23 protein-coding genes are annotated in these 24,992 nt (G+C 65.9%); 19 read left to right on the top strand and 4 right to left on the bottom strand.

The genetic code is table 11. The annotated features are described in order from the left end of the window. Nucleotides 1-6: 6 nt before the first annotated feature. Nucleotides 7-780, bottom strand: a complete 774-nt coding sequence (locus ASE49_RS12625; RefSeq protein WP_056772945.1) for a cyclase family protein — start codon at nt 778-780, stop codon at nt 7-9. Between the two features lie 104 nt (nt 781-884). Here ASE49_RS12625 and ASE49_RS12620 point away from each other — a divergent pair, with 104 nt between their 5' ends. From ASE49_RS12620 to ASE49_RS12605, 4 genes are all read left to right on the top strand, one after another. Continuing rightward, a complete protein-coding gene (locus ASE49_RS12620; RefSeq protein WP_056772942.1) occupies nt 885-1,349 on the top strand; it encodes a MarR family winged helix-turn-helix transcriptional regulator in 465 nt (154 codons plus the stop codon). A gap of 94 nt (nt 1,350-1,443) precedes the next feature. Then, nucleotides 1,444-3,750, top strand: coding sequence for a bifunctional salicylyl-CoA 5-hydroxylase/oxidoreductase (locus tag ASE49_RS12615; protein WP_056772939.1), 2,307 nt, complete (start codon nt 1,444-1,446; stop codon nt 3,748-3,750). A 105-nt stretch (nt 3,751-3,855) separates the two neighbouring features. Continuing rightward, on the top strand, nt 3,856-4,326 hold the full coding sequence (locus ASE49_RS12610) for a MarR family winged helix-turn-helix transcriptional regulator (RefSeq protein WP_056772936.1): 471 nt from the start codon (nt 3,856-3,858) through the stop codon (nt 4,324-4,326). A 7-nt stretch (nt 4,327-4,333) separates the two neighbouring features. Then, on the top strand, nt 4,334-4,750 hold the full coding sequence (locus ASE49_RS12605) for an acyl-CoA thioesterase (protein ID WP_235522975.1): 417 nt from the start codon (nt 4,334-4,336) through the stop codon (nt 4,748-4,750). An 88-nt stretch (nt 4,751-4,838) separates the two neighbouring features. On the opposite strand, the gene ASE49_RS12600 is transcribed toward ASE49_RS12605, so the two are convergent. Together ASE49_RS12600 and ASE49_RS12595 are read right to left on the bottom strand one after the other, a co-directional pair. Beyond that, nucleotides 4,839-5,762 (bottom strand): fumarylacetoacetate hydrolase family protein, encoded by a 924-nt coding sequence (locus ASE49_RS12600; RefSeq protein ID WP_056772934.1) that lies wholly within the window; start codon nt 5,760-5,762, stop codon nt 4,839-4,841. A gap of 55 nt (nt 5,763-5,817) precedes the next feature. Then, entirely contained in the window at nt 5,818-6,945 is a 1,128-nt protein-coding gene (locus ASE49_RS12595; protein WP_056772931.1) for a cupin domain-containing protein, read from the bottom strand. A gap of 122 nt (nt 6,946-7,067) precedes the next feature. On the opposite strand from ASE49_RS12595, the gene ASE49_RS12590 reads away from it, so the two are divergent. The 15 genes from ASE49_RS12590 (at nt 7,068) to ASE49_RS12515 (ending at nt 24,350) form a co-directional block, all read left to right on the top strand. Next, nucleotides 7,068-8,024 (top strand): carbon-nitrogen hydrolase family protein, encoded by a 957-nt coding sequence (locus tag ASE49_RS12590; protein ID WP_056772929.1) that lies wholly within the window; start codon nt 7,068-7,070, stop codon nt 8,022-8,024. A gap of 5 nt (nt 8,025-8,029) precedes the next feature. Continuing rightward, nucleotides 8,030-8,671, top strand: coding sequence for a flavin reductase family protein (locus ASE49_RS12585; RefSeq protein ID WP_056772926.1), 642 nt, complete (start codon nt 8,030-8,032; stop codon nt 8,669-8,671). Nucleotides 8,672-8,862: 191 nt separating this feature from the next. Beyond that, on the top strand, nt 8,863-11,085 hold the full coding sequence (locus ASE49_RS12580; protein ID WP_162234247.1) for a TonB-dependent receptor: 2,223 nt from the start codon (nt 8,863-8,865) through the stop codon (nt 11,083-11,085). Nucleotides 11,086-11,186: 101 nt separating this feature from the next. After that, nucleotides 11,187-13,712 (top strand): glycoside hydrolase family 3 protein, encoded by a 2,526-nt coding sequence (locus ASE49_RS12575; protein WP_056772920.1) that lies wholly within the window; start codon nt 11,187-11,189, stop codon nt 13,710-13,712. A 31-nt stretch (nt 13,713-13,743) separates the two neighbouring features. Then, nucleotides 13,744-14,658 carry a LysR family transcriptional regulator gene (locus ASE49_RS12570; RefSeq protein WP_235522974.1) on the top strand — a complete coding sequence of 305 codons (915 nt, stop codon included), beginning with the start codon at nt 13,744-13,746 and terminating at the stop codon, nt 14,656-14,658. A gap of 38 nt (nt 14,659-14,696) precedes the next feature. After that, the gene (locus ASE49_RS17840) at nt 14,697-15,029 is read left to right on the top strand and encodes a DUF3311 domain-containing protein (RefSeq protein ID WP_082456467.1); all 333 of its coding nucleotides are present in this window, start codon (nt 14,697-14,699) and stop codon (nt 15,027-15,029) included. Next, on the top strand, nt 15,026-16,480 hold the full coding sequence (locus ASE49_RS12560) for a sodium:solute symporter family protein (RefSeq protein WP_056772912.1): 1,455 nt from the start codon (nt 15,026-15,028) through the stop codon (nt 16,478-16,480). The genes ASE49_RS17840 and ASE49_RS12560 overlap by 4 nt, the downstream gene beginning before the upstream one ends. A 189-nt stretch (nt 16,481-16,669) precedes the next feature. After that, nucleotides 16,670-17,596: a dihydrodipicolinate synthase family protein gene (locus tag ASE49_RS12555; RefSeq protein ID WP_056772909.1), complete on the top strand. Its 927-nt coding sequence runs from the start codon at nt 16,670-16,672 to the stop codon at nt 17,594-17,596. Between the two features lie 2 nt (nt 17,597-17,598). Then, nucleotides 17,599-18,810, top strand: a complete 1,212-nt coding sequence (locus ASE49_RS12550; protein WP_056773259.1) for an NAD(P)/FAD-dependent oxidoreductase — start codon at nt 17,599-17,601, stop codon at nt 18,808-18,810. Continuing rightward, a complete protein-coding gene (locus ASE49_RS12545; RefSeq protein ID WP_056772906.1) occupies nt 18,807-19,118 on the top strand; it encodes a (2Fe-2S)-binding protein in 312 nt (103 codons plus the stop codon). The genes ASE49_RS12550 and ASE49_RS12545 overlap by 4 nt, the downstream gene beginning before the upstream one ends. Next, nucleotides 19,115-20,521, top strand: coding sequence for an FAD-dependent oxidoreductase (locus ASE49_RS12540; protein ID WP_056772904.1), 1,407 nt, complete (start codon nt 19,115-19,117; stop codon nt 20,519-20,521). Before ASE49_RS12545 ends, ASE49_RS12540 begins: the two co-directional genes overlap by 4 nt. Nucleotides 20,522-20,629: 108 nt before the next feature. After that, nucleotides 20,630-21,118 carry a VOC family protein gene (locus tag ASE49_RS12535; RefSeq protein ID WP_056773256.1) on the top strand — a complete coding sequence of 163 codons (489 nt, stop codon included), beginning with the start codon at nt 20,630-20,632 and terminating at the stop codon, nt 21,116-21,118. A 24-nt stretch (nt 21,119-21,142) separates the two neighbouring features. After that, nucleotides 21,143-21,550, top strand: a complete 408-nt coding sequence (locus ASE49_RS12530) for a RidA family protein (RefSeq protein ID WP_056772900.1) — start codon at nt 21,143-21,145, stop codon at nt 21,548-21,550. Between the two features lie 698 nt (nt 21,551-22,248). Next, nucleotides 22,249-22,977: a response regulator gene (locus ASE49_RS12520; RefSeq protein WP_056773252.1), complete on the top strand. Its 729-nt coding sequence runs from the start codon at nt 22,249-22,251 to the stop codon at nt 22,975-22,977. Next, entirely contained in the window at nt 22,971-24,350 is a 1,380-nt protein-coding gene (locus tag ASE49_RS12515) for an ATP-binding protein (RefSeq protein ID WP_156370294.1), read from the top strand. Before ASE49_RS12520 ends, ASE49_RS12515 begins: the two co-directional genes overlap by 7 nt. A gap of 123 nt (nt 24,351-24,473) precedes the next feature. On the opposite strand, the gene ASE49_RS12510 is transcribed toward ASE49_RS12515, so the two are convergent. Further along, nucleotides 24,474-24,872, bottom strand: a complete 399-nt coding sequence (locus ASE49_RS12510; RefSeq protein ID WP_056772891.1) for a hypothetical protein — start codon at nt 24,870-24,872, stop codon at nt 24,474-24,476. Nucleotides 24,873-24,992: the final 120 nt, after the last annotated feature.

The following is a 24,992-nucleotide window of genomic DNA, read 5'->3' as shown; positions in this document are numbered from 1 at the left end:
TATCGTTTACCGGGCAACCAGGGCCAGGACGCGCAGCGGGCTGCCCGAACCATCGCGGATCTTGAGGGGCGAGGCGATCACCACCGCGCCGGTGGTGGGCAACTGGTCAAGATTTTCCAGGCACTGCAGGCCGTACTTGCCGGCCCCGTGCATCAGCGTGTGCGCGGGGTACATCGGCTCCAGCAGATGCGCCTGCCCGGCATCGGTGCCGATCGTCTCCACCCCCAAGCCCAGCACATCGCGCGCGATCAGATATTCGACCGCGTCGGCGTCCGGGCCCGGCGTGTGTGCACCGTCTTCGCGCCGGTTGGTGTAACCTTGCGCGTCGCGCTTGGACCAGTCGGTGCGAAACAGCACCCAGGCGCCGGCGGGGATCTCCCCATGCTCGGCTTCCCAGGCGCGGATGTGATCGGCTTTCAGCAGAAAATCAGGATCGGCAGCGCACTCGGCGGAAAAATCCAGCACGACAGCCGGAGCCACCAGCTTTTGCGGCGGCACCTTGTCTACCGTGTTGTCAGGCAGGTCCTTGCCCGAAACCCAATGCACCGGCGCATCGAAGTGGGTGCCGGTATGTTCGCCCACGGTGAAGTTGTTCCAATGCCAGGCAACGCCGCGCTCGTCGTAGCGCGAGATTTCCTGCCGGGAGAACGCCGCCGTCTGGCCGAAGGGATCGGGCAGCACCAGCAGCGGGGTGTCCTCGCTCAATTCCTGGGTCAGATCGATCACGGCGATGTCGCCTGTGGCGATGGCGGCAGCGAAAGCGGAAAGCGCGTCTGTCATGGACTTGGACTCCCTTTGGGACCATTAGGCACGAGAGTATCGCATAAACTTGCATGTGCAACTAAAATGTCATCGCGGGCGCTGCGCGTGAGGGGGGACAGGGAATGAGCGAGGATTTGAGGCCGTTCGGCAATCCGGGATCGGAAGACTTTCGGCTCGACGCCTATCCGTTCTATCTGCTCAATCGCGCCGCCAGCCGGTACAACATCGTCATAGAAACCGAACTGCGCCGCATCGGGATCGACATTCCAACCTGGCGCGTGCTGATGATCCTGGGCGAGCATGAGCCGCTGGCCGTGGGCCAGGTGGCGAAGTCTGCGGTCATCAACTTGTCGACGATGATGCGGATCGTCGAGCGGATGACCAAGGCCGAATTGATTCGCACCAGTCCCAGCGAATCGGATGGCCGGGTCACGCAGATCGCCCTCACCCCCCAGGGCCGCGAAAAGCTCGCCGCCGCCCGCGCGATCACCGCCCCGATCTACGAAAAGATCGTGCGCGGTTTTTCTGCGACGGACTTTTCCCGCATGCTCGTGATGCTGGGCAGGCTGTACGACAACCTGGATTGACGGCGGACGGACGAGCGCTTGGGCAGGCGCGACGACGAACTTGCACATGCAACCATATTAGTTTAAGCCTGAAACAAATTCAGGAGCAGTCCTTATGCGTATCGCCTGCCTCGGTGGCGGACCCGCCGGTATCTATTTCGCGATTTCGATGAAGCTGCGCGATCCCGGCCACGACGTGCACGTGTTCGAGCGCAACCGCTCTGGCGACACGTTCGGCTGGGGCGTGGTCTTTTCCGACCAGACACTGGCGAACCTGGAGGCCAACGATCCGGTAAGCGCGGCCACCATCGCCCGCAGCTTCGCGCATTGGGACGATATCGACGTATCGGTCGGCGACAAGACCGTAACCTCCTCGGGGCACGGCTTTATCGGCATCGGGCGCAAGCACCTGCTGCAGATCCTGCAGGCCCGCGCGGCTCAGCTTGGCGTGGTGATGCATTTCGAAACGCAGTTCGATCCCGACCTGTCACAGTTCGCCGACTTCGACCTCATCGTTGCGGCGGACGGCGTCAATTCGGTAGTGCGCACCGCGCATGAGGACAAGTTTGCGGTCGACATCCAGGTCAAGCGCAACAAGTTCTCGTGGCTTGGCACGACCAAGCTGTTCGACGCCTTCGCCTTTACCTTCGAGCAGACCGAACACGGCTGGATCTGGGCGCACGCCTATCGCTTCGACCAGACCCATTCCACCTTCATCGTGGAATGCTCGCCCGAAACCTGGGAGGCGATCGGCTTTGACCGGATGGAGCAGGCGGACTCCATCGCCCTGTGCGAAAAGATCTTCGCCCGCCATCTGGACGGACATCCGCTGATTTCCAACGCCACGCATCTGCGCGGCTCGGCGGCGTGGATCAACTTTCGCCGGGTGCTGTGCCGCCAATGGTCGTTCGATAACGTGGTGCTGTTGGGCGATGCCGCCCACACCGCGCACTTTTCCATCGGGTCTGGCACCAAGCTGGCGCTGGAAGACGCGATCAAGCTGGCGCAGGTGCTGGATCGCCCCGGCATCGCCAACCGCGAAAGCCTGGCCACAGCCCTCGCCGAATACCAGGAGGAGCGCCAGGTCGAGGTGCTCAAGATCCAGAACAGCGCCCGCAATTCGACCGAATGGTTCGAGACGCTTGACCGCTATCTGGGCTTTGACCTGCCGCAGTTCGCCTATTCGCTGATGACGCGCTCGCAGCGCGTCAGCCATGAGAACCTGCGCCTGCGCGACCGCCAATGGCTGGAGGGGCTGGAGCGGTGGTTCTGGAACGGCAACGCGGGCCGCAACGTGCCCGTCCAGCCGATGTTCACGCCATTCACCCTGCGCGGCATGACCGTGCCCAACCGCGTGGTGATGCCCGCCATGCTGACTTATTCCGCCGATGACCGCGGCTATGCGACCGAGTTCCATTCCGTCCACTACGGCGCGCGGGCGCTGGGCGGGGTGGGCCTGATCATCACCGAAACGCTGGCCGCCTCGCCGCAAGGCCGTGCTACGCCCGCCTGTCCGGGCTTGTGGGAGGATGGCCAGCAGGACCGCTGGCGTGCTTTCAACACGTTCGCGCACCAGCATTCCGCTGTCCGGACCTGCGCGCAGATCGGCCATTCGGGCGCCCGCGCGGCTTGCAAGGTGCCCGGCGGCGACACCGGCTACGACGTGCCGCTCGATGCGCCGTGGCCGATCGTCTCGGCCAGCGACCAGCCGTGGCGTCCCGGCGGCATCGTTCCGCGCGCGCTGGAAGCGGCGGAGATGGACGGCATCGTCGACCAGTTCGTTGCCACCGCGCGCCGCGCCGATGCCGCTGGCTTCGACATGATCGAGATCCAGGCGGGCCACGGCGGCCTGCTGTCCAGCTTCATCACCCCGGCCATGAATACGCGCGCCGACGCATTTGGCGGCAGCCTTGAAAACCGCATGCGCTTTCCTTTGCGCGTGGTGGAGGCGGTGCGCGCCGCGTGGCCGCAGGACAAGCCGCTGGCGGTGCGCATTTCGGCGAACGACTGGATCGGCGATGCCGGCATCACCCCCGCGCAGGCAGTGGACATCGCGCGCATGCTGCGCGGCATCGGCGTGGATATCATCGACGTGTCCGCAGGCGAAACCGCGCCCGGTGCGCGCCCGGTCTACGGCCGCATGTTCCAGACCCCGTTCGCAGACCAGATCCGTAACGAGGCGCACGTACCCACGATCGCAGTGGGCAACATCGCCGACGCCGATCAGGTCAATTCAATCCTGACAGCGGGGCGCGCAGACCTTGTGGCACTGGGCCGCACCCACCTGTTCGACCCCGTCTGGACCCTGCGCGCTGCCGCCCAGGCCGGTTTCGCAGAGCAGGCCGTGCCCGAACCCTATCGCATCGGGCAGGCGATGGCCCTGCGCGCCGCGCACAAGCAAACCGAGGGCGCGCGCGCCTGAGCTTGGCTTTTGTGCGGCTGACGCTTTGGCAGTTCGCCTCCGAGGAATCGACACGGTGCCGCCAGACGCTATGGAGGCTGCCATTGACCGGGAGCATGCAACGAAATGGTCGCCACTGACGAACGCGCCAAGGACCAGCTGACCGCCGCCGGCGGGCTGGACTTGCGCATCTGGGTGCGACTGCTCGATTGCGCGAAGATCATCGAGAAGCGCCTGCGCCGCAATTTCGAGGAGCAGTTCGGCACCACCCTACCGCGCTTCGATGTGCTGGCCAGCCTGTCGCGCGCGCCGCATGGCCTGCGCATGGGCGAATTGTCGCGCGCGCTGCTGGTCTCCAACGGCAACGTCACCGCCGTGGTGCGCCAGTTGCAGGACCACGGCCTCGTCACCGTCCAGCCCGACCCCGATGATCGCCGCTCGGCGATCGTGGCGCTGACGCCGGAGGGCACCGACCAGTTCCGCGCGCTGGCGCAGGCCCATCACGGGTGGGTTCGCGAAGCTCTCGCCGATTTTCCCGAGGACCGGCAGCGCATCCTTCTGGAACTGCTGACCCAGCTCAAGACCTCCATCATCTAAAGAACCCATGCCGATGCCCTTCACCACCACCACCAAAGTCCGTTTCTCGCAGGTCGACCCGGCCGGCATCGTCTTTTACCCGCGCTACTTCGAGATGCTGAATGCCGCGGTGGAGGACTGGTTCGCGCAGGATCTGGGCCTGGATTTTGCGACGATGCACCTAGATCATCACATCGGCGTGCCGACCGTAAAGCTCGACGTCGCGTTCACGTCGCCTAGCCGCCTTGGTGATCTGCTGGACATCACCATAACTCCGGTAAAACTGGGCCGCAGCAGTTGCGCGGTGACCATCGTCTTTGCCGGCGACGGGCGAGAGCGGCTGCGGGCCGACGTGGTGCTGGTGTGCATGAACCTGGTGAACCATTCGTCCATCGCGTGGCCCGAAAGTGTCCGCGCAGCGATCGCGGCGCAGCTGGTTTCGTAGCCGCCAACCGCTTCAGCACCGCACAAAAAAGGGGGCCTGCTAAGGCCCCCTATAGAGTCAGGGTAGGTGTTTCTTCCTTTCGGGAAGCTCAGGCTTTGACGATAGGGTGGGTCAGCGTGCCGATCTTTTCGACCGTGGCGACGATGGTGTCGCCCGGCCAGACCCACTCCTGCGGATCCATCCCGGCGCCAACGCCGGCTGGCGTGCCGGTGGCGATGATGTCGCCCGGCTCCAGCGTGATCCCCTGCGAGATATCGGCGATCAGCTCGTCCACCTTGAACAGCATGAAGGCGGTGTTGCTGGACTGCTTGGTCACCCCGTTCACGGTCAGGCTGAGATCCAGCGTCTGCGGGTCTGGGATCTCGTCGGCAGTGACGATGACCGGGCCCATCGGCGCGAACGTGTCCTGGCCCTTGGAATAGATCCACTGCCCGGCGCGGCGGCAATCGCGCGCGCTCATGTCGATGCACACGGTATAGCCGAACACATAGGCCAGCGCGTTGTCGCGGGTGACGCCCTTGGCTCTGGTGCCGATGATCGCGGCCAGTTCGACTTCCCAGTCAAGCTGCTGGGTGATGTTGGCGTTGTGGCGGATCGGTTCGCCCGGACCGACCACGCTGGTCGGCGGCTTGGAGAAAATGACGGGCTGACGCGGCAGCTCTGCCGACGTGTCCAGCGACTTCGCGCTTTCGGCCACGTGCTCGGTGTAGTTCAGGCCGATCCCGAAGATGTTCTTGCGCGGGCGCGGTATCGGCGCAAGCAGGGTGACGTTGGCGAGCGGGGTCGCCGCGCCGAGGGGAAACAGGCCCTCCGCCTCGTCGATCGCCTGCGTTGCAAGCGCCACGGCCTGCGGGCCAAGGTCGATGAATTCCAGCATGGTGGCCGGAAACGGCACGCCGATTTCCTCGCCGAACACTTCGAGATCGAGGACGAGATCGCCTCCGACGCCGGACACGAGCGCGCCAAGGCGGGCTTCGGCTTCGACGTTGGCGCGGTAGGTTACAAGACGCATCTTGGGTGTTTCCCTATGGCTTTGAAAAGATGGGGACGGCGGACGAGCCTGCCGTTCAGGAGAGAATGGGCTGGTGCCCGCCGTTTTCGCCCAGCGCTTCCTCGCGGTAGAGGCCCAGCGCGCGCATCACCGGCAGGTCGTTGAAGGTGAACAGGCATGCGTCCTCGGCTTCGGAGGCATTGGCATGCTCGTGATACATCCAAGCTGGCACCACGAAGATGTCACGCTCCTGCCAGTCAAAGCGCTGGCCGTTGATGATCGACCAGCCCTTCCCCTTGGCACACTGGTAGACGAAACTGCCGGTCTGGCGATGCGCTCGGGTCCGTTCGCCGGGGCGCAGCAACTGCATGGAGGCGCCGATCGTCTGCATCACCGGGCCACCGGTATGCGGATTGACGTATTCCATCATCACCCCGTCGAACGGCGAACCGTCGGTAACCGCCGCATAGCGGGTCAGCGCTTCGTAGGTGGGCGCCCATTCGTACTTGAACAGCGGCGAATACGGCTTGTGCCACGCGGTGCCGGCCGGGCGCAAGCCGGTTCCCGCCCACGTCGCGGTCGAATCGTCTACCGCGTAGGACACCGCCTGCTGCAGGTCGGGGTGCACTTCGTAGAAATTGGCTTCCAGCGCATTCATAAGCGGAATGTCGAGGCCGTCCTGCCAGATGCAGGGGGTGCCGTCCTCAGCCACGCCGTGTTCGTGCCAAGTGCCGTTGGGCGTGAGCACGAAATCGCCCGCGCCCAGCGTCATCTTGTGCCCATCGACATTGGTGAACGCGCCTTGCCCTTCCATGATGAAGCGCAGCGCGGACGCGGAGTGGCGGTGGCTGGATGCCAGTTCGCCCGGCCCCATCACCTGAAGACCGGAGTAGAGCCAGCCTACGGCGGCCACTACATCGGCCCGCCCCGGATTTTCCAGATAGACCACGCGGCGGCCCGCCTGCTCGGGTGTGACCAGCTCCAGCGCCTTCATCACATCGTCGCGCAGATCGCGGTATCGCCACAAGTAGGGCACCGAGGTAGATGCCGGCTCCCACGGCTCGATCTTGTTGGCGACGGTCCACAGCGCGCCAGTGCCCAGCGTCTCCAGACGCTTGTAATAGGCGAGCAGTTCGGGCGTGTCGGCCACGTTGGCCCGGCCGATCATGTCCTCACGGTGCTGATCGTAGCTTTGCGTCGCCATAAAGCGTCTCCGTTTCGAGATATTACAGGCTTAAAACAATTTGAAAAAAGTGTCAAATGCAACTATTATCAGATCTGCAAGGCGCGGTATTCCTGCGCTGTTTTCCTTGACCGGAGTGCCCCATGCCCACCCCCTCGTCCCCGCTCACAACGTTCAAGGCCGCGGTTATCCAGGCCGCGTCGATCCCCGCCGATTCGCTGGCCGCTGCACAAAAAGCCGCCGGGCTGATCCGCACCGCGTCCAACGCAGGCGCCAGCATGCTGGTATTTCCCGAGGCGTTCCTGGGCGGCTATCCCAAGGGGGCATCGTTCGGAACGCCGGTGGGCATGCGCAAGCCTCAAGGCCGCGAGGATTTTCGCGCCTATCACGAAGCGGCGATCTGCCTGGACGGCCCGGAAATCGCGCTGCTGGCCGAAGCCACGGCGGAAACCGGCGCGTTCGTGGTCATCGGGGTGATCGAGCGGGATGGCGGGACGGTCTATTGCACGGCGCTGTTCCTTGATGGGGCCAAGGGCTTGGTGGGCAAGCATCGCAAGCTGATGCCGACCGGGGCGGAGCGGCTGATCTGGGGCTTTGGCGATGGGTCTACCCTGCCAGTGTTCGATACGCCGATGGGCCGGATTGGCGCGGTGATCTGCTGGGAAAACTACATGCCGATGATGCGCATGGCGATGTATGACCAAGGCATCACCTTGTATTGCGCGCCCACTGCGGACGATCGTGACAGCTGGGCCAGCACGATGCAGCACGTAGCGCTGGAAGGGCGCTGCTTCGTGCTTTCCGCCTGCCAGCACATCACGCGCGGCGCGTATGCCCCGGACTATGACTGCGCGCTTGGTGATGATCCCAACACCGTCCTGATGCGCGGCGGCTCGATGATCGTGGACCCGCTTGGCCAGGTTCTGGCGGGGCCGGACTTTTCGGGTGAGACCATCCTGTATGCCGATATCGAGCCGGCACAGGTCGTGCGCGGCAAGTACGATTTCGATGTGGTGGGGCACTATGCCCGGCCCGACGTGTTTGAGCTGCAGGTCAACGTCGCGCCCCGGCGCGCGGTCCATCGCACGGGCGCGGAGTAACTCTGGTGGAATTCGATTTCTCGAAGCTGGCAACGCCCGATCGCTACAAACTGCTCAGCGCCAGCGTCACCCCCCGCCCGATTGCCTGGGTGACCACGATTTCGGGCGCCGGAATAGGCAATGCAGCGCCTTACAGCTTCTTCAATATGATCAGCGCCGATCCCACGCTGGTGGTGCTGGGCATGATGCGCAAAGCTGACGGCACACACAAGGACAGCGCCGCCAATATCCTGGAAACCGGGGAGTTCGTGGTGAACCTTGTCAGCGAGGCTGACAGCGCCGCCATGAATTTCACCTGCATCGACGGCCCGCCGGAGTTCGACGAACTGGCCGCAGCGGGCATTGCCACCGTGCCTTCCAGCGTCGTGGGCGCGCCGCGCATTGCCAGTGCGCCGGTATCGATCGAGTGCCGCCTCTACCAGCCGATCGAAGTGGCCAAGACCACCATCGCGCTGGGCGAAGTGCTGCGCCTGCATATCAACGATGCCTTCGTCGACCCCGAACGGCTGCATGTCGATACCCCGGCGATGGAACTGGTAGGCCGCATGCATGGGGCCGGGTGGTACACACGCACCACCGACATGTTCCAGATGACACGGCCTACCTACGAGCAGTGGCTGGGCAAGGCAGAGGTCGAGGCAGACTGATTGCCTTTCGATTCATGTCGGTAATGGCCCTGACCACGCACTAAGTCCTGCCTCAGCGTTGCGGTCATCGCAACAAACATGACAGCTTGGCGACATTGTTCTGCACGCAAGCGCGTGGGACGTTCGCTCATCCGGTGGATGCGGGAACGTGTATGTCGCGCCGGCAAAAAGCACATGTGAAAAGGGGTAACATGAGACACGCTCTTAACGGGTCGCTGGCGCTTTTGGTTTCCGGCATGATGGCCGGAACCGCGCTTTGCAGCGTATCAGCACTGGCGCAGGACGCCGCCGCCGACCAGGGGTCGAGCGAAATCGTCGTTACCGCCACCAAGCGCACATCCTCCACCATTCAGGACACGCCGATCGCGGTGCAGGCCCTTGGTGGCGATGCCCTCAAGGAAAAGGGCGCGCTGGACTTTGCCGACTTTTATCATTCCATCCCTGCCCTCTCGGTTCAGGACGAAGGCCCGGGCGACAAGCGCTATGTGATCCGCGGCATCAACGCGGCGGGCGCGGGCACCGTTGGCCTTTACCTTGACGAGACCGTGATCACCGGTGAAAACTCGCAGGACGGCGGCGGCCAGGCCCCGGACATCAAGCTGTTCGACATCGACCGCGTGGAAGTGCTCAAGGGTCCGCAGGGCACCACCTTCGGCGCCAGTTCGATGGCGGGCACGATCCGCTACATCACCAACAAGGCCGACCCGGACGGCGGCGTCAAGGGCTACGTCCAGTCGGCACTGCGCGCCACGGACGGCGCATCGCTGGGCATGCAGACCGACGGCGCGGTAAACCTGCCGGTCATCCCCGGCGTCCTGGCTGTGCGGGCATCGGGATTCTACGCCGATCTGCCGGGCTGGATCGACAACCGGTTTCAGAACGGCGCCAACGCTGAAAAGAGCAAGGCCGGCCGCCTGACAGCGCGCCTGCAGGCCACGCCCGACCTGACGATCGACGTGACCGCGATGTACCAGGACGTCCATCAGGACGCGAAGAACTACTACAACCTGGTCGATTACGCCGGTGTTGCCTTGCCCAAGAACTATCAGGCCGATCAGGTCCGCTCGCCCTACAGCGACAAGAGCGAGATCTACAACGCCACCGTGAACTACAAGCAGTCCTTCGGGACGTTCACCGGCACCGTTTCACGCTTCGTGCGCGACACCGCTTTCAACCGCGACGCCAGTCTGGCTGCCGACGCGTTCTTCGGCCTTGCCTACGATGGCGCGGGCCGCAGCGCGCTGGTGCAGGACAAGCACCGCCGGGTGGACAGCGGCGAATTGCGCTTCGCCTCCAGCTTCGACGGGCCCATCCAGGTTCTGGTGGGCGGATTCTTCCAGAACGAAAACCGCTTCTTCCACAGTTCCTGGCCTACCGCCGATGCTTCAGGCAACATCACGTCCGCATCCGATCTGCTGCTTGACCGCACGGTCAACACCACGATCAAGGAACGCGCGCTGTTCGGCGAAATCAGCTACGAATTCGTGCCTGGCCTGACCTTCACAGCCGGTGGCCGCCTGTTCGACTTCAAGCTCGACCAGACATCGCAATCGCTGGTCGCAGCCGGTGGCGGCGCCGGCTCCGGTGCGGGTAATCCGCTGCACACCAGCGACAACGGCCTGATAGGCCGCTTCAACCTGGCATGGAAGGTGAACGATCAGGTCAACACCTATGTCCAGGTCGCGCAAGGCTACCGCTCAGGCGGTGTCAACGACCAGACCGCCGCGGAAATCGCCGGCGTCACCATTCCGGAAGGCTATGGCTCGGATTCGCTGTGGAGCTACGAGTGGGGCGTCAAGACCACGCTGATGGACCGCAAGCTGTTCCTGAACGGCGCGTTGTATTACATCGACTGGTCGGACATCCAGGTTTCGCAGCAGGCGTCCAACGGCACGGTGTCATTCGGCTATACCGGAAACGGGGGCAAGGCCGCCGTCAAGGGTGTTGAAGTGACGCTGGAAGCGCGTCCCGTTCCGGGCCTCGATATCAACCTTTCGGGCAACTACAACACCGCCAAGCTGACCCAGGACAACCCGATCCCGGCCACCGGCATGAAGGGCGATCGTATTCCCTACGTGCCCAAGCTGACCGGTTCGGCCAGCATTGACTACAGCACCCCGATCGACGCATGGGGCGTGGAAGCCTCGTTCGGCGCCAACGCATCGTATCAGGGCTCGTCGGCGACGAAGTTCAACTCTACGATCGACAATTACCAGAAGCTGGACTCTTACTGGTTGGTCGGCCTGCGCGCCGGGATCAACAAGGGACCCTGGGCCGTGAACCTCAACGTCACCAACCTGTTCAACGACCGCACGACGATCAACTACAACGAGATCGTGCCGGGCCTGTATCCGCTGGGCTATTACACCAACCGGCCACGCACGTTCAGCCTCTCGGGCTCGGTCAAGTTCTGATCGTGCGGTCTGCGACGACGAAGCCCTCCCTGCCGTCGCCGCTGCGCGCAGCATCCCGCAGAGCCTTGCTCTGCGGGATTGCTAGTGTAATGGCAGGGAGCATGCCGGCGTACGGTGCCGAACCCGCCAGGCCCTGGCTCGATCCCGCACGTGCCCCGCAGGAACGGGCCGCGCAGATCGTCGCGGCAATGACGGACGAGGAAAAACTGCGGTTGCTGCAAGGCGACACCGCGCTTGATGCCAACGGCACCGGCGTGAACGCATGCGTCGGCCATATCAGCGGCATCGCGCGCCTTGGTCTGCCCGCGCTGTGCATGGGCGATGGCCCGGCTGGTGTCGGCAACGGCATGAAGGACGTGACCCAGTTCCCCGCGCCGATCATGGGCGCGGCCACTTTCGACCGCAGCCTGATGGAACAGTACGGCAAGGCGCTGGGGGCCGAACATGCAGGCAAGGGGCGCAATGTGGTGCTGGCGCCCACCATCAACATCATCCGCACCCCCAAGTGGGGCCGCGCCGCCGAGACGCTGAGCGAAGACCCGTATCTGACTGCGCAGCTGGGCACCGCGATCACGCAGGGCATCCAGTCGCTGGGGCTGATCGCCACGCCCAAGCACTTTGCCGCCAACAATCAGGAATGGCTGCGCCTGGGCGATGGCCCGGCCTACGCGGCGATCGACGCCATCGTGCCAGAGCGCGCGCTGCAGGAAATCTACTACCCTGCTTTCAAGGCCGTGGTCGGCGCCGGCAAGGCCGGCGCGATCATGTGCGCGTACAACCGCGTCAACGGCCACTATGCCTGCGAAAATCCGCAGACGCTGGGCAATCTGAAAGCCTGGGGCTTTGACGGCTTCGTGGTGGCGGACTGGTACTTCGCCCACCGCAGCACCGCCCCGTCGGTGAAAGCCGGCCTCGACATTTCGATGCCCGGCGGCGTCAGCCCCTTCGGGTTCGCGCAGTTCTATGGCGTGGACGCGCTCAAGGCCGCACGCGCCAAGGGCCTGATCACGCAGACCGACATCGACGGCATGGTGGCCCGGATCGTGACGCCGATATTCCGGCTCGGCCTCGTCGATCGTCCAGTGACCGGCAACGCCACCGCCGATGTGCGCAGCCCCGCGCACCTGGCGCTGTCCGAACGGATCGCGGAACGCGGCACCGTATTGCTGCGCAACGAACGCGGCGTGCTGCCGCTGCTGCCGGACAAGGTCGCCAGCGTTGCCATCATCGGCGACGATGCGGGCGCCAACGTCCAGACGTCGGAGCGCTACGGCGGTTTCGTGAAAACCGAGGACATCGGCGCGGTCAAAGCGCCGCTGGCCGCCATCAAGGCCGCGCTGGGCGACACCGTTGCGGTCACCTACGCGCGCGGCACTCTGGGCATCGGGCCGTTGCCCGCCATGCCGGCCTCTGCGTTGCAGGACTTGACCGCGCGCTACTACCCCTCGCCCGACTGGTCGGGTACGCCGGTGGTCACCCGCAAGGAAGCGCAGATCGATTATGCCGAGGCCGGCGCCAAGAGCGGCGTCACCGGCCTTCCCGCCTTGTGGTCTGCCCGCTGGACCGCACGGTTCACGCCGCCCAGAACCGGCGTCTACCGTTTCTCGCTTCACGGCGGCGGGGAAATGGCGCTGACGATCGCCGGTAAACGCGTGGCCTACATTCCCAAGCAAAGCTTCCGCCTGCCGGTTCACGGCACGGCCTATCTGCAGGCCGGCAAGCCTGTCGCGCTGGAACTTGCCTATTCCAATGCGCCCACGCTGTCCCCCACCGAAGTGCGGCTGGGCTGGCAGGCCCCGGACCCTGCGCTGATCGACGAAGCTGTTGCTGCCGCGCGCAAGGCACAAGTCGCCGTGGTGTTCGCCGCAGACCATGTTTCGGAAGGGGCGGATCGCACCGATCTCAAGCTCCCCGGCGATCAGGACGCGCTGATCGCCGCCGTCGCCGCCGCCAACCCGAACACCGTGGTCGTGCTACACACGGTTGGCCCGGTGTTGATGCCCTGGCATGACAAGGTGGCCGGAATTCTCGCCGCCTGGTATCCCGGTGAGCAGGCCGCCGATTCCATCGCCGCGCTGCTGACCGGCAAGGCTAATCCGTCCGGCAAGCTCCCCGTAACCTTCCCGGCAGACGAGATCCACGGGCCCACCGACCAGCCTTCGCGCTATCCCGGCATAGGCACGGCGGCGCACTATGACGAAGGCGTGCTGGTGGGCTATCGCTGGTACGACGCCAAAGGCATCGCGCCGCTCTATCCGTTCGGCCACGGCCTGTCCTACACGCGCTTCGCCTATAGCGGCCTGACGCTGACCAAGGCCGGCCAGGGCTGGAGCGTGCAGGCCACCGTGGCCAACGTCGGCAAGGTTGCCGGCGAAGATGTGGCGCAGCTGTATCTTTCCATGCCCGCTGCCGCAGGAGAGCCGCCGCTACAACTCAAGGGTTTCGAACGCGTGGCGCTGCTGCCCGGCCAGTCCACCAAGGTGACGTTCGCGCTGGACAGCCACGCCTTGTCCTACTGGGACGAAGGGCGCCACGGCTGGCGGATGGCACCCGGCAGCTACGGCGTGCATGTCGGCCCAAGCTCACGCGATCTGCCGTTGGCAACGCGCTTCGATCCCTCCCGCTGACATGCTAGGCTGACCGGCAAAGGAGAAGGCGTTGTCCGAAGCCGGAATGCGATATCTGCTGGAAGCGCTCAGCGCCGGTTCGATGCGTGCGGCGGGCGACCGGCTCAACGTGGCGCCCTCATCGATCAGCCGGCAGATAGCGCAGCTGGAAAGCCAGTACGGCCTTGCCCTGATCGAGAAGGGGCGGCGCGGGGTGCGGCTGACGCATGCCGGCGAGATCGTTATCGCCCATTATCGCAACCAGTTGGCAGACCGCGAGGCGCTGCGCTCCAAGCTGGAAGAACTGCGCTCGGTGCGCACCGGGCAGGTGACCGCCGCGATCGGCGAAGGCTTTGCGGGCAAGGCGTTCACTGATCTGGTCAGCCAGTTCTCGCAGGACAATCCGCTGATCCGGCTGGAAATCCTGACCGGGGCCACGCAGGATATCCTGCGCATGATCATCGATGATGAAGCGCACTTCGGGCTCGTTTTCCAGACGCCGAGCGATGTGAAGATCCACGTGCGCGCCGTCATCAACCAGCCGCTCATGGCGATCGTGCCGCCCGCCCACCCGATCGCCCGCAAAGCGCAAGTCACGATCGCGGAACTGGCGCGCGAGCCGCTGTGCCTGCCGCCCGCCAACTTTCGCATCCGCCAGATCCTGAGCACCGCCGAAACCAATTCGAAAACGTATTTCCAGCCCTCGATCACGTCGAATTCGATCCATGTGATGCAAGATGCGGTGCGGGCCGGCGTGGCGCTGACGATCCTGCCGCAGATATCGGTCTGGTCCGAATTGATGGAAGGCACGATGGTCAGCGTGCCGATCGCCGACGACACGATCGAGGAGACCACCTCCAGCCTCGTGCTGCGCGCGGGCCGTCAGCTGGAAGGCGCGCCGCTGCGCCTGCTCAAGCGTATCGAGTTCCAGCTTCGCCAGTGGAACCGCCCGATCCGCCGCGACTGATCGCCGGCCCAGTGTTCCGCCAGACGCAACGAAAGCGGATGGCAATCGTCATTGCACGCAACGCGCGGTGCGGACAGGCTGCGGCCTCAGCCCTATTGTGGAAGAGCGAAAGCCCGATCGTGACCGAGCCCCTAGACCGCCCGCCTTACCCCGAAAGTCCCGGCGGCCTGAAAAAGGCCGACCTGCTGCTGGTGCTGCCGTTCATATGGCAACTGGGTTTTGCTTCGTGGGCGAACGGCGTGGCATGGGCGCCTTTGGGCCTGCCCTTCCCGATGGTGTGGCAGATGGCCGGGATCGTGTTCGCAACCGGCATCCTGGCGCTGCGCTACAGGCTGGACCGCGCGCGCCGCGCCGCTGAGAACGCGGCATGATCCTCACCATCATCCTGCTGATCGTGGGCGGCACCGTGGCTGGCTCGATGCTGTACGGTCGCCGCCGCCAGCAGGCCGCGCGCAACATGGAAGAGTGGGCGCTGGGCGGGCGCAAGCTGGGCACGCTGGTGTTCTGGTTCCTCAACGCAGGCGAAATCTACACCACTTTCGCGGTGCTGGGCATTTCCGGCTTCGCATGGGCTTACGGCGCGCCAGCGTATCTGGCGTTCTGTTCGGTGTCGCTGGCCGCGGCGGTGGGGTACTGGCTGACCCCGCTGATCCACGCCTACGGACGCCGGCATGGCCTAGTAACCCAGGCGGACTTTTTCGCGCACCGCTATCAAGCCCCCTGGCTGGGCATCTGCGTTGCCGTAGCGGGTCTGGTGGCGCTGGTCGTCTACGTCCAGATCCAGGTCACCGCGCTCACGCTGGTGGTGCGGCTGGCCGCCGGCCCCGCCGTGAGCCAAGAGGCTGCGGCCTTCGTTTCCGTGGTCTCGATGCTGCTGTTCGTGTTTCTCGCCGGTCTGCGCTCGGCCGCGTTTGCAGCGGGCGTCAAGGACGTGCTGATGTTGATCGTGGTGATCGTGCTGGCATGGACGGTGGCGGGCCTGGTGGGCGAAGCCTCCGTGCTGGACGTGTTCCATGGCGTGGCGCAGCGCTTTCCCGAAGCCACGCGGTTTCCGGGCCTCAAGCCCGCTTTGGGCCTTGACGTCACGTGGCTGGTCACCTCTGCCATCAACGTGGCGCTTGGCACCTACATCTTTCCGCACATGTTCCAGCTTTGCTATTCCGCTGGCAGCGGTGACACCATCCGCCGCAATGCGGTGTTGCAGCCGATCTACTCCCTCTCGTATTTCTTCATCATCCTGCTGGGGTTTGCGGCATTGCTGGCCGGCACCGCCGCGCCGGGCGGTGATCCCAATGCGCTGCTGCTGGCCTTCGTGGGGCAGCGCTATCCGGCCTGGGTGCTGGGCCTGCTCGCGGGAACCGCATCGCTGCTCGCGCTGGTGCCCGGATCGGTGTTGCTGCTCACCTGCGGGTCGATCTTCGGACGCAACGTGCTGCGCCCGCTGTTTCCCGCGATGGACGATCGCCGCGAACTGCTGGCCTCACGCCTTGCGATGATCGGATTCGCCGCTATCGCGCTGTACCTGACACTGGGCGCCAGCGGCTCGCTGGTCGAGGTCGGCTTGTCGGCCTACGCTGCGATCGGCATGCTGGCGCCCGGCGTGTATTGCGCGTTCCTGCTGCGTCGGACCCAGCCCTGGGCCATCCTGGCGGGCCTGGTCACCGGCTATGCGATCTTGTGGGTTCCGGCACTGACGGCAGCGGCGGCGGCGCTGTTTGTGCATTGGGAAATCGGCCTCGTCGCCCTGCTCGCAAACGCGCTGGTGGCGGTCAGCCTCACCCTGCTGATCCCTGCACGAGCCACACCTTTACGCGCATCCTGAGCAGATGACCGGCGACATTTCCGGGCCATCGACGGCGACGCCGATGTTGCAGGCGGCGCAACGTTTTGGGTCAATCAGCGCCATTGTTGGAAAACTTGCGCACTGGCAACGCTGTGCGGTGGGAGGCAATCGCGGCTGAGATCGCGCTGCTCCTGCACCGTTCGTCAGGTCAGGAACTAAGGAAAATCTATGGCAGTCAGCAAACGGTCGCGGGTCAGCTGGCAGGGCTACATTCCCGCCATCACCACCCCGTTCGTCGACGAGGATACGCTGGACGAGCGCGGGCTTGGCCTGCTGCTCGAATGGCTTGTCGATCAGGGCATGCATGGTCTGGTGATCGCCGGCACGACCGGGGAATGGACCAGCATGCGCCCCGACGAGCGCAAGCGCCTGTTCCAGCTGGCGGGTGACCAGATGAGCAAGCGCGTGCCGCTGATCGCCGGCTGCTCCAGCTTTACCGCGCGCGAGACGATCGGCTATGCGCAGGCCGCCGCCGATGCCGGGTTCGAAGGCGTGCTGATCACGCCGCCACCCTATGTGCGCCCGCTGCCCGACGAGATCGTAGGCTTTTACGAGGAAGTGGGCGCGGCGATCGACCTGCCGATCTGCGTTTACAACTGGCCTCCGGGCACCGGGATCGACATGCCGCTGGACCTGCTGCAGCGCCTTGCCGACATCGACGCCGTGGTCGCCATCAAGCAATCGACGCCGCGCTTCACCCATTTCATGGAAACCGTGTTCGCGCTGGGCGAACAAGTGCGCGTGTTCGGCTATCCGATGGACGAACTGGGTTTGACGATGCTGCGCGTCCACGGCGGCGATGGCACGATGGGTGCCGGCGGCGTGCTGGGCCGTAACCAGACCGGCTTTTATGACAAGTTGTGGGCTGGCGACATCGAAGGCGCACGCGAATGCGGCGCCAAGGACCGCGTGCTGATGGAAGAATGGTACACGCCCGACCTCGTGGGCAAGTTCGGTTCCGGCCCCGCCATCCTCAAGGCCGCGCTGGATGCGATGGGCGTTCCCGGTGGCCCGGTGCGCAAGCCGTTGCGGGCGGTTGGCGATGCGGATCGCGAAAGCATTGCCGAGACGCTGCGGAAACTCGATATGCTGTGATGATGCACGGCGAGACGTCCCAATTCGATATCCTGATCGTTGGCGGAGGTCTCGTCGGCAGCGCGGCTGCGTGGCACCTTGCCCGCCTTGGCCTCAAGGTGCTGCTGATCGAGCGCGGGCACCTGAACGCGGGCGCATCGGGCCAGAACGCGGGCTCGCTCCATTTCCAGATCGAGCGCCGCTTCCTGGAACAAGGCGAGCAGGCGGCAGCCGACGGCGCGCGGATCGTCTCGCTCAACCGGCTGGCGATCGCCGATTGGCGCGGGCTTGAAGACCTGCTGGCCCGCCCGCTCGACATCGCGATGCACGGCGGCCTGATGGTTGCCGAGACCGAGGCGGACATGGCGCTCCTCGCCTTCAAGGTAGAGCGGGAAAATGCGCTGGGCCTGCCCTCGCAGATGCTGGACGGCGCAGCCCTGCGCGAGCGCGCACCCTGCCTCTCACCGGCGCTGGCAGGCGCGGCGTGGCTGGCGGGGGAAGGCCACGCGAACCCGCGCATTCTGGTGGACGCCTTCGCCACCGGCGCGCAAGGCCGGGGTGCAGTGATCCGCGTCGGCACCGCCCTCAAAGCCCTCACCATGGCGCGTGACGGCACGTATCAGGCGGTGCTGGACGGACCTGACGGCGAAACACGGGTTCGGGTTCCGCGCATCCTGCTGGCGGCGGGCCATTGGGTGCCCCGGCTGGCTGGCCTGCTTGGCCTCAACGTGCCGCTGTATCCCGCCCCGCTGATGATGAGCGTGACCGACCGCGCCGCGCCGACCCTGCCGTTCCTCATCCAGCATGGCGGCAAGCGCTTGTCGATGAAGCAGACCGAGGACGGCAACTTCCTGATCGGCGGAGGTTGGCCTTCGCGTCTGGCCCGCCGGGCTGACGGGTCTCCCGATCTCGATTCGCCGCCGCTGGTCGAACCGGCCAATCTGCGCGCCAATCTTGAAGTCGCGCGCCGGGTCATGCCCGCGATCGCCGGTCAGGCCCTGCTGCGCACCTGGACAGGCATGACGTGTATCTCTGCCGACCAGTTGCCTATCGTTGGCGAAGTGCCGGCAGCGCCTGGCCTGTTCGTGGCCGCTGGCGGCTCGCTGTTTACACTGGGGCCAACGCTGGCGCGGCTGCTGGCCCAGACTATCGCGGACGGCGCCGCGCCTGAGGAACTGGCGATGTTCACGCCGCGCCGCTTTGCCCACCTTGATGCCTTTGCGGTGCTGCCGTGAAGCGTATCGAAGCGGGCGTCACCCGCCCTGCCCCCATCGCCATCACGATCGACGGTGCCGCGGTGCAGGTCCACCCCGGCGAAACGCTGGCCGTTGCCGTCCTTGCCGTTTCCCGCCGCTTTCGAGACGACCGGGCGGGCCAGGCGCGGGGCATGTTCTGCAACATGGGCACCTGCAGCGAATGCACGGTGTGGGTGGCACGCGATGATGGCGCATGGCGCCGCCTGCGCGCCTGCCTGATCCCGGTGGAGCCCGGCATGCAGGTTCGCACGCGGCCGCCTCAACCAGCGCCGGAGGCGATGACGTGACCGGCTACGATATCGCTATCGTCGGCGGCGGCCCCGCCGGTCTTGCCGCTGCCGAGCGCACGATCGCGGCGGGCCTGAACACCTGCGTGATCGACGAGCAGCAGCGCCCGGGCGGCCAGATCCTGCGCCAGCCGCCTACCGGTTTTTCAGTGCCCGGCTGGTTGAGCGGTGCGCCGTATCGCACGGGGCGCGCCCTGCTCCGCCGGGTGGAGGCCGACCCGCGCCTGCACTGGCTGGGTTGCCGCTCGGTCCTGGGCATTACGCCCTGCGCACAGGCCGACGGCTTTGGGCTGACCCTGTCCGGCACCGGCGGCGGGTTAGAGCACATCGCGGCGGCGCGCGTCATCATCGCGGGCGGCTGCTACGACATGCCGGTTGCGCTGCCGGGCTGGACTTTGCCCGGCGTCATGAGCGCGGGATCGGTGCAGACGCTGATCAAGGCGCAGCAGGTGCTGCCCGGCCAGCGCATCGTCCTGTTCGGCACCCATCCGCTGATGATCGTGCTGGCGCAGCAGATCGTGGCGGCCGGTGGCCAGGTGGAGGCGGTGTGCTTTGCACAGCCCTTCGCCGCCATGGCAAAGGCGGCGCTGGCGCACCTGCCCCGCGCGGTGCGCACGCCCGGCCCGCTGGCGGCGGCTGCGGCGGGCATGGCAGCGCTGCGCCGCCACGGTGTGCCGGTGCGCTACGCCAGTCCGGTCATCGCCTGCGAGGGCGCCGATGCCGTCACCCACGTGCGGCTGGCGGACGGCACCGCGCTGCCGTGCGAAGTTGCGGCCATGTGCTACGGCTTTCTGCCGCAGGCCGACCTGCCACGCCAAGTTGGCGCAACAATGCGCTGGTCGGACCCTGCCGGCGGCTGGGAAGCCGTGCACGACGATGCGATGCGCGCCTCGGTGCCGGGGCTGTATGTTGCGGGTGAAACGACGGGCGTTGCCGGCAGCGATGCGGCGATGGCGCAAGGGGCGATCGCGGGCCTTGCCGCCGCGCAGGATGCCGGCGCACTCACACCGAGCCAGGCGCACGCCGCCATGCGCGCGCCGCGCCGCGCACGCGCCGCGATGCAGGGCTTCATCGACCTTCTGCGCGCGGTGGCAAACCCGCGACCCTGGCTGCCGAAAGCCGCCGCCGATACGCTGCTGTGCCGCTGCGAGGATATCGCCGCCGCCGATGTGGACCGGGCCATCGCCGATGCCGCCGCGCTGGGTGACAGCTTCGGCGCCAGCGCGATCAAGTTGCGCTGCCGGGTGGGTATGGGCCTGTGTCAGGGCCGGACGTGCGAACACGCGGTCATTCGCCGCATCGCCGCCCGGCGCGGCTGCCCGGAAGCGGTGGTGGCCGGGTTTCGCCCGCGCTTCCCGGCCCGCGCCGTGTCCATCGCCGACCTGCTCGATCACGCGGAATGACGCGCCGCAATGTTGCGCCAGCTGCAACGAAGCGGCGCGAAGCACGCCATTGCCGAGCCCGATGGGCGGCGTAGGCTGCGTCGCGAATCCAGCACGAAAGAACCGCCGATGTCCGACCCCGCCGCTGACCGTCCCGTTTTCGAGGCTGACCACGTTTCCTGGACCGTCAACGATGCCAACGCGGTGGCGCAGTTCTACATCGACGTGTTCGGCGCGACCGAACTGTTTCGCATGGGGCCGCTGGATGCGGCGGACATTCCGGTGGGCGCGGACGGGCGCGACTGGATGGACACGCACGTCAACGTGCCCGGCGCCTGCCTCACCCTCATCATGCTCAAGCTGACCAGTACGCTGAATTTCCAGCTCGTGCAGTACGACAAGCCGGCGGACCGCACCGCTACCTTGCCGCGCAACTGCGATCTAGGTGGTCACCATCTGGGCCTGCGAGTCGCCGATGTCGATCAGGCCTCGGCTTATCTGGCAGCGCATGGCTGCACGCCCTTGGAGGTTATCGAGATCACCGAGGGGCCGCTGGCCGGCAAGAAGAACCTCTACATCCTCGATCCCTGGGGCCACCAGCTTGAGATCGTCGACTGACCCTTTCCATCGGAGCGCCACAGCATGACCAGCACCCGCATCAATCCCGAAACGCTGTACGGCAGCGTCCAGTACGGCTTCTCGCACGCCACCGTGGATGAGGCGTCCGGCACGGTCCACTTGTCCGGGCAGGTGGCTTGGGACAAGGATTACACCGTGGTTGGCGGCAATGACATAGGCCTGCAGGCCCGCCAGGCGCTGGCCAACATCGGGCAGGTGCTCGCCGCGCTGAACATCGGGCCCGAGCAGGTACTGCGGCTGCGCACGTTCGTGGTCAATTACGAGCCGTCGATGCTTGGCCCCATCGGCGCGGAGCTTGCCGCATTCTATGGCGATGCGGTGCCGGCGGCCAACACCATCGTTGGCGTGCAGACACTGGCCCTGCCCGATTTCCTGATCGAGATCGAAGCGATCGCAACCACGCGCACCTGATCGCCGGGGCTTGGCCCGCGCGTCGCGCGCCTCACGCCATCAACATAGCAGTGGGTGCCCAGTCATAAGACCGGGCGCCCATTTGTCGTTTTATGCCTCAGGCGGAGCAGCAGGCGGCGGTGGCGGCGCATCGCATGGGGCCGGGGGCGGTGGGGGCGGTGCGTCACCACGCGCACCCGGCGGCGGGGGCGGTGGGGGTGGCGGTGCGTCGCCACGTGCGCCTGGAGGCGGCGGGGGTGGCGGGGGCGGGGGTGCATCGCCACGTGCGCCTGGAGGCGGCGGGGGTGGCGGGGGCAGGTCACCGCGCGGGCCGGAGCGTGGCCCCATCCCGCGTCCAGGTCCGACGCGGCACTGGTCATCACGCGGCGGCGGGGGCGGCGGCATGTCACCGCGATTCCCCATGGCGGCCGGCGGCACGGGCACCTGGGCGATGGCCGATCCCGCGAAGCCCAAAGCGCTGACGGTCATGATCGTCAGGCCGGTCAGGAGGTTTCTCATTGGTCTGTCCTATCAACATCGCCCTTCGGCGGGCGCAAGCAAAGAGATCGGGCCGAAATGTGGCGGGATCTGTGCGCTGCGTGTCGCAGCGTATCCATAATCGCCCGCTCGTATGTCGAAATGTACCGAACGATGCGGAACGAGCGGGTTCGACACGATTTATCCGTCCTCCGGTGCCGGATTTCATGCACAAGGGCACGATGCACGACAACGCACACATCGCCGTGGTGGAAGACGATCCGGATATCGCCGCGATGGTCGCCACCATGCTGCAGGCAAACGGCTACCGGGCCAGTACCGCTGCCGACGGCGCGGCGCTGCGCACGCTGCTGGGCCGGAGCAGCGATATCGCGCTGGTGGTGCTGGACCTCAACCTGCCAGGTGAAAGCGGGCTGGATATCTGCCGCTGGCTGCGCCGCACCGGCACCCTGCCGGTGATCATCCTGACTGCGCGCGGCGATCCGATTGACCGGGTGATCGGGCTGGAGATCGGCGCGGACGATTACCTGGCCAAGCCCTTCGAGCCGCGCGAATTGCTGGCCCGCATCCGCAGCGTCCTTCGCCGTACCGCCGCGATTCCCCTGGGTGAGCCTCCAATGGCCGAGGACGCGCAAGAGGTGCGCTTCGGTGCCTGGCGGCTGGACCATCGCCGCCGTCACCTGATCGACGCGAACGACACCGTCGTCGCGCTTTCGGGCAGCGAGTACCGCCTCCTGGCTACCCTGATCGCCCACCGCGGCGAAGTGCTGCCGCGCGAGGTGCTGCACCGGCTGACCGGCGGCGCGGACGATGTCGCCCTCGATCGCTCGATCGACCTGCGCGTCAGCAGACTGCGCGCGAAGCTGGGTGACGATCTGGACGGGTCACCCATCATCAAGACCGTGCGCGGACGCGGCTATGTGTTCAGCGAGGCGGTAACGCCGTGTTAGGCGCGCTTCGCGGGTTCATCGATTCGATGGCCGGGCGCATCTTCAGCGTGCTGGTGCTGGGCATCGCAGCCGCGGCGCTGGCGGCATCGTTGCTGGCAGGCCTGCAGCGCAGCGCGGACGTCACCGCCGAACGCGCTGACCGTGTGGTCGATCGCATCGTGACGGCGCTGGCCACCGATCCCCCGCCGCCCGGTACGCACCGAATCGGCCATTTTCCGGCCGGGCAAAGCGTGCCTGCGCTGCAGGTGCGGATTGCGCAGCGCCTGCCGCAATGGCGCAAGATCACAGTGTCGACAGTCGATGCCGCGACGTGTGCCGCTGCCCCGCCTCCGCCCCCGATGCCGGATCCAGATGCCAGGCCAGCCACAAACGCCCCGCCGGTGCCGCCGCCTCCACCGCCTGTGGCAGACCCCGGCGCGCCGCGCTCGCTGTGCTACGCGGTGCGCCTGTCCGATGGATCGGGGCGGACGATTATGCTGGCGGTCGATGCGCCGCCCGGCGCGAAGGCGGTTGAGCCTGTTGCCAGCACCTCGTTCCTGGTCGCGCTGGCTCTGGCAGTGCTGGCGCTGGCGCTCATCGTGGCGCGCATGGCGGCCCGGCCTATCGCCCGGCTGGCGATCGCCGCCCGCAGCCTGGGAGACGACCTGGATCGACCGCCGATCGCTAAACAGGGGCCCAGCGACGTGCGCGATGCCATCGCCGCCTTCAACGACATGCAGGCACGCCTGCGCCAGACCGTGGAAGAGCGCACCTTCATGCTCGCAGCCATATCGCACGATCTGCGCACGCCGTTGACCCGCCTGCGCCTGCGCATGGATGCGATACCCGACACCGCGCTGCGCGAGCGGCTGATCGCCGATACGGCGGCGATGGCGGCGCTAATCGAGGAAGGGCTGGAGCTGGCGCGGCTGGCCCGTGGGAGCGGCGGCGCGGTGATGGCGGTTGATGTAGGCGCGCTCGTTTTTACCGTGTGCGAGGATGCGCAGGAGGCCGGGCACGAGGTGTCCTGCACCGCCGCGTCAAAGCTGGTCATCCCCACCCAGATGGACGCCTTACGCCGCATCCTCAACAACCTGCTCGACAATGCGCTGCTGCACGGCGGCAGCGCATGTGTGAAGGTCAGCGCCATTCCCGGCGCGGTAAGGATCTGCATCGCGGATCGCGGGCCGGGCATTCCCGAGGCCGAACTCGACCGGGTGTTCGAGCCGTTCCGGCAACTCGACACCGCGCGCTCACACGATCGGGGTTCAGGCCTTGGCCTCACGATCACGCGCATCCTCGCCCGGCACATCGGGGCGGAGGTGGTTCTCGCAAACCGCGCGGGGGGCGGGGTGGAGGCCATTGTCAACCTGCCCTATCGGCAAGCCTTGTGAACGCGGGCGTTCATCTCGCCCGCCGCTCTTCAATCACCAAAAAATCACCGTGACTAGGAACGCTCTCTCGACGTTCCGGAACTCCTGAAAGAGGGTGCTTTCGCCGCGATTTTCTTGGCCGGATCAGCCGGATTGGCTGCTGGCCAGATCATTGCCCGCCGCATCCGTATCCTGAACATCGAAAGTGAACCACGCGCCCGCGCCGTGATCGTAAAGCTGGACCCGCTTGTCGGTCACGCGCGCTTCGTAAAAAGTCTCGCTGCCCCGATCATACCCTTTGACGATCGCGCCATCCGCCTCGAACGATACGAATACCTTGTCTCCGGCATCGTAGATTTCGGGAAATGCCCCACCAAAGCGTACGTCGCGCTGCGCGTCATGGCCCTGAAGTTCAGCGCCGCGTCGTTCAGCAGCGATATCCAGATCCTGATGCGAGGCATGGTCGTGAAGACCCGCTACCTTGTTTCCTGTAACGAGTGCGTACGCGGTTGCGGCCACCATGGCGCGAGTGTGTGATAGCATCGGCGCACTTGGCACCGAAACACCTTGGACGGCAAGCGCTTTGCGTTAGCATTATCAGCTACATGCAGCGCAGCGCTTACCCATCAGTTCCGCGTGCAATTGCGCGCTAGAAGATTTTCA

It is taken from the genome of Novosphingobium sp. Leaf2, from assembly GCF_001421325.1.
Taxonomy (GTDB): Bacteria; Pseudomonadota; Alphaproteobacteria; order Sphingomonadales; family Sphingomonadaceae; genus Novosphingobium.
Note: the sequence above shows the minus strand (reverse complement) of the source record. Positions and strands in the feature narration are given on the sequence as shown.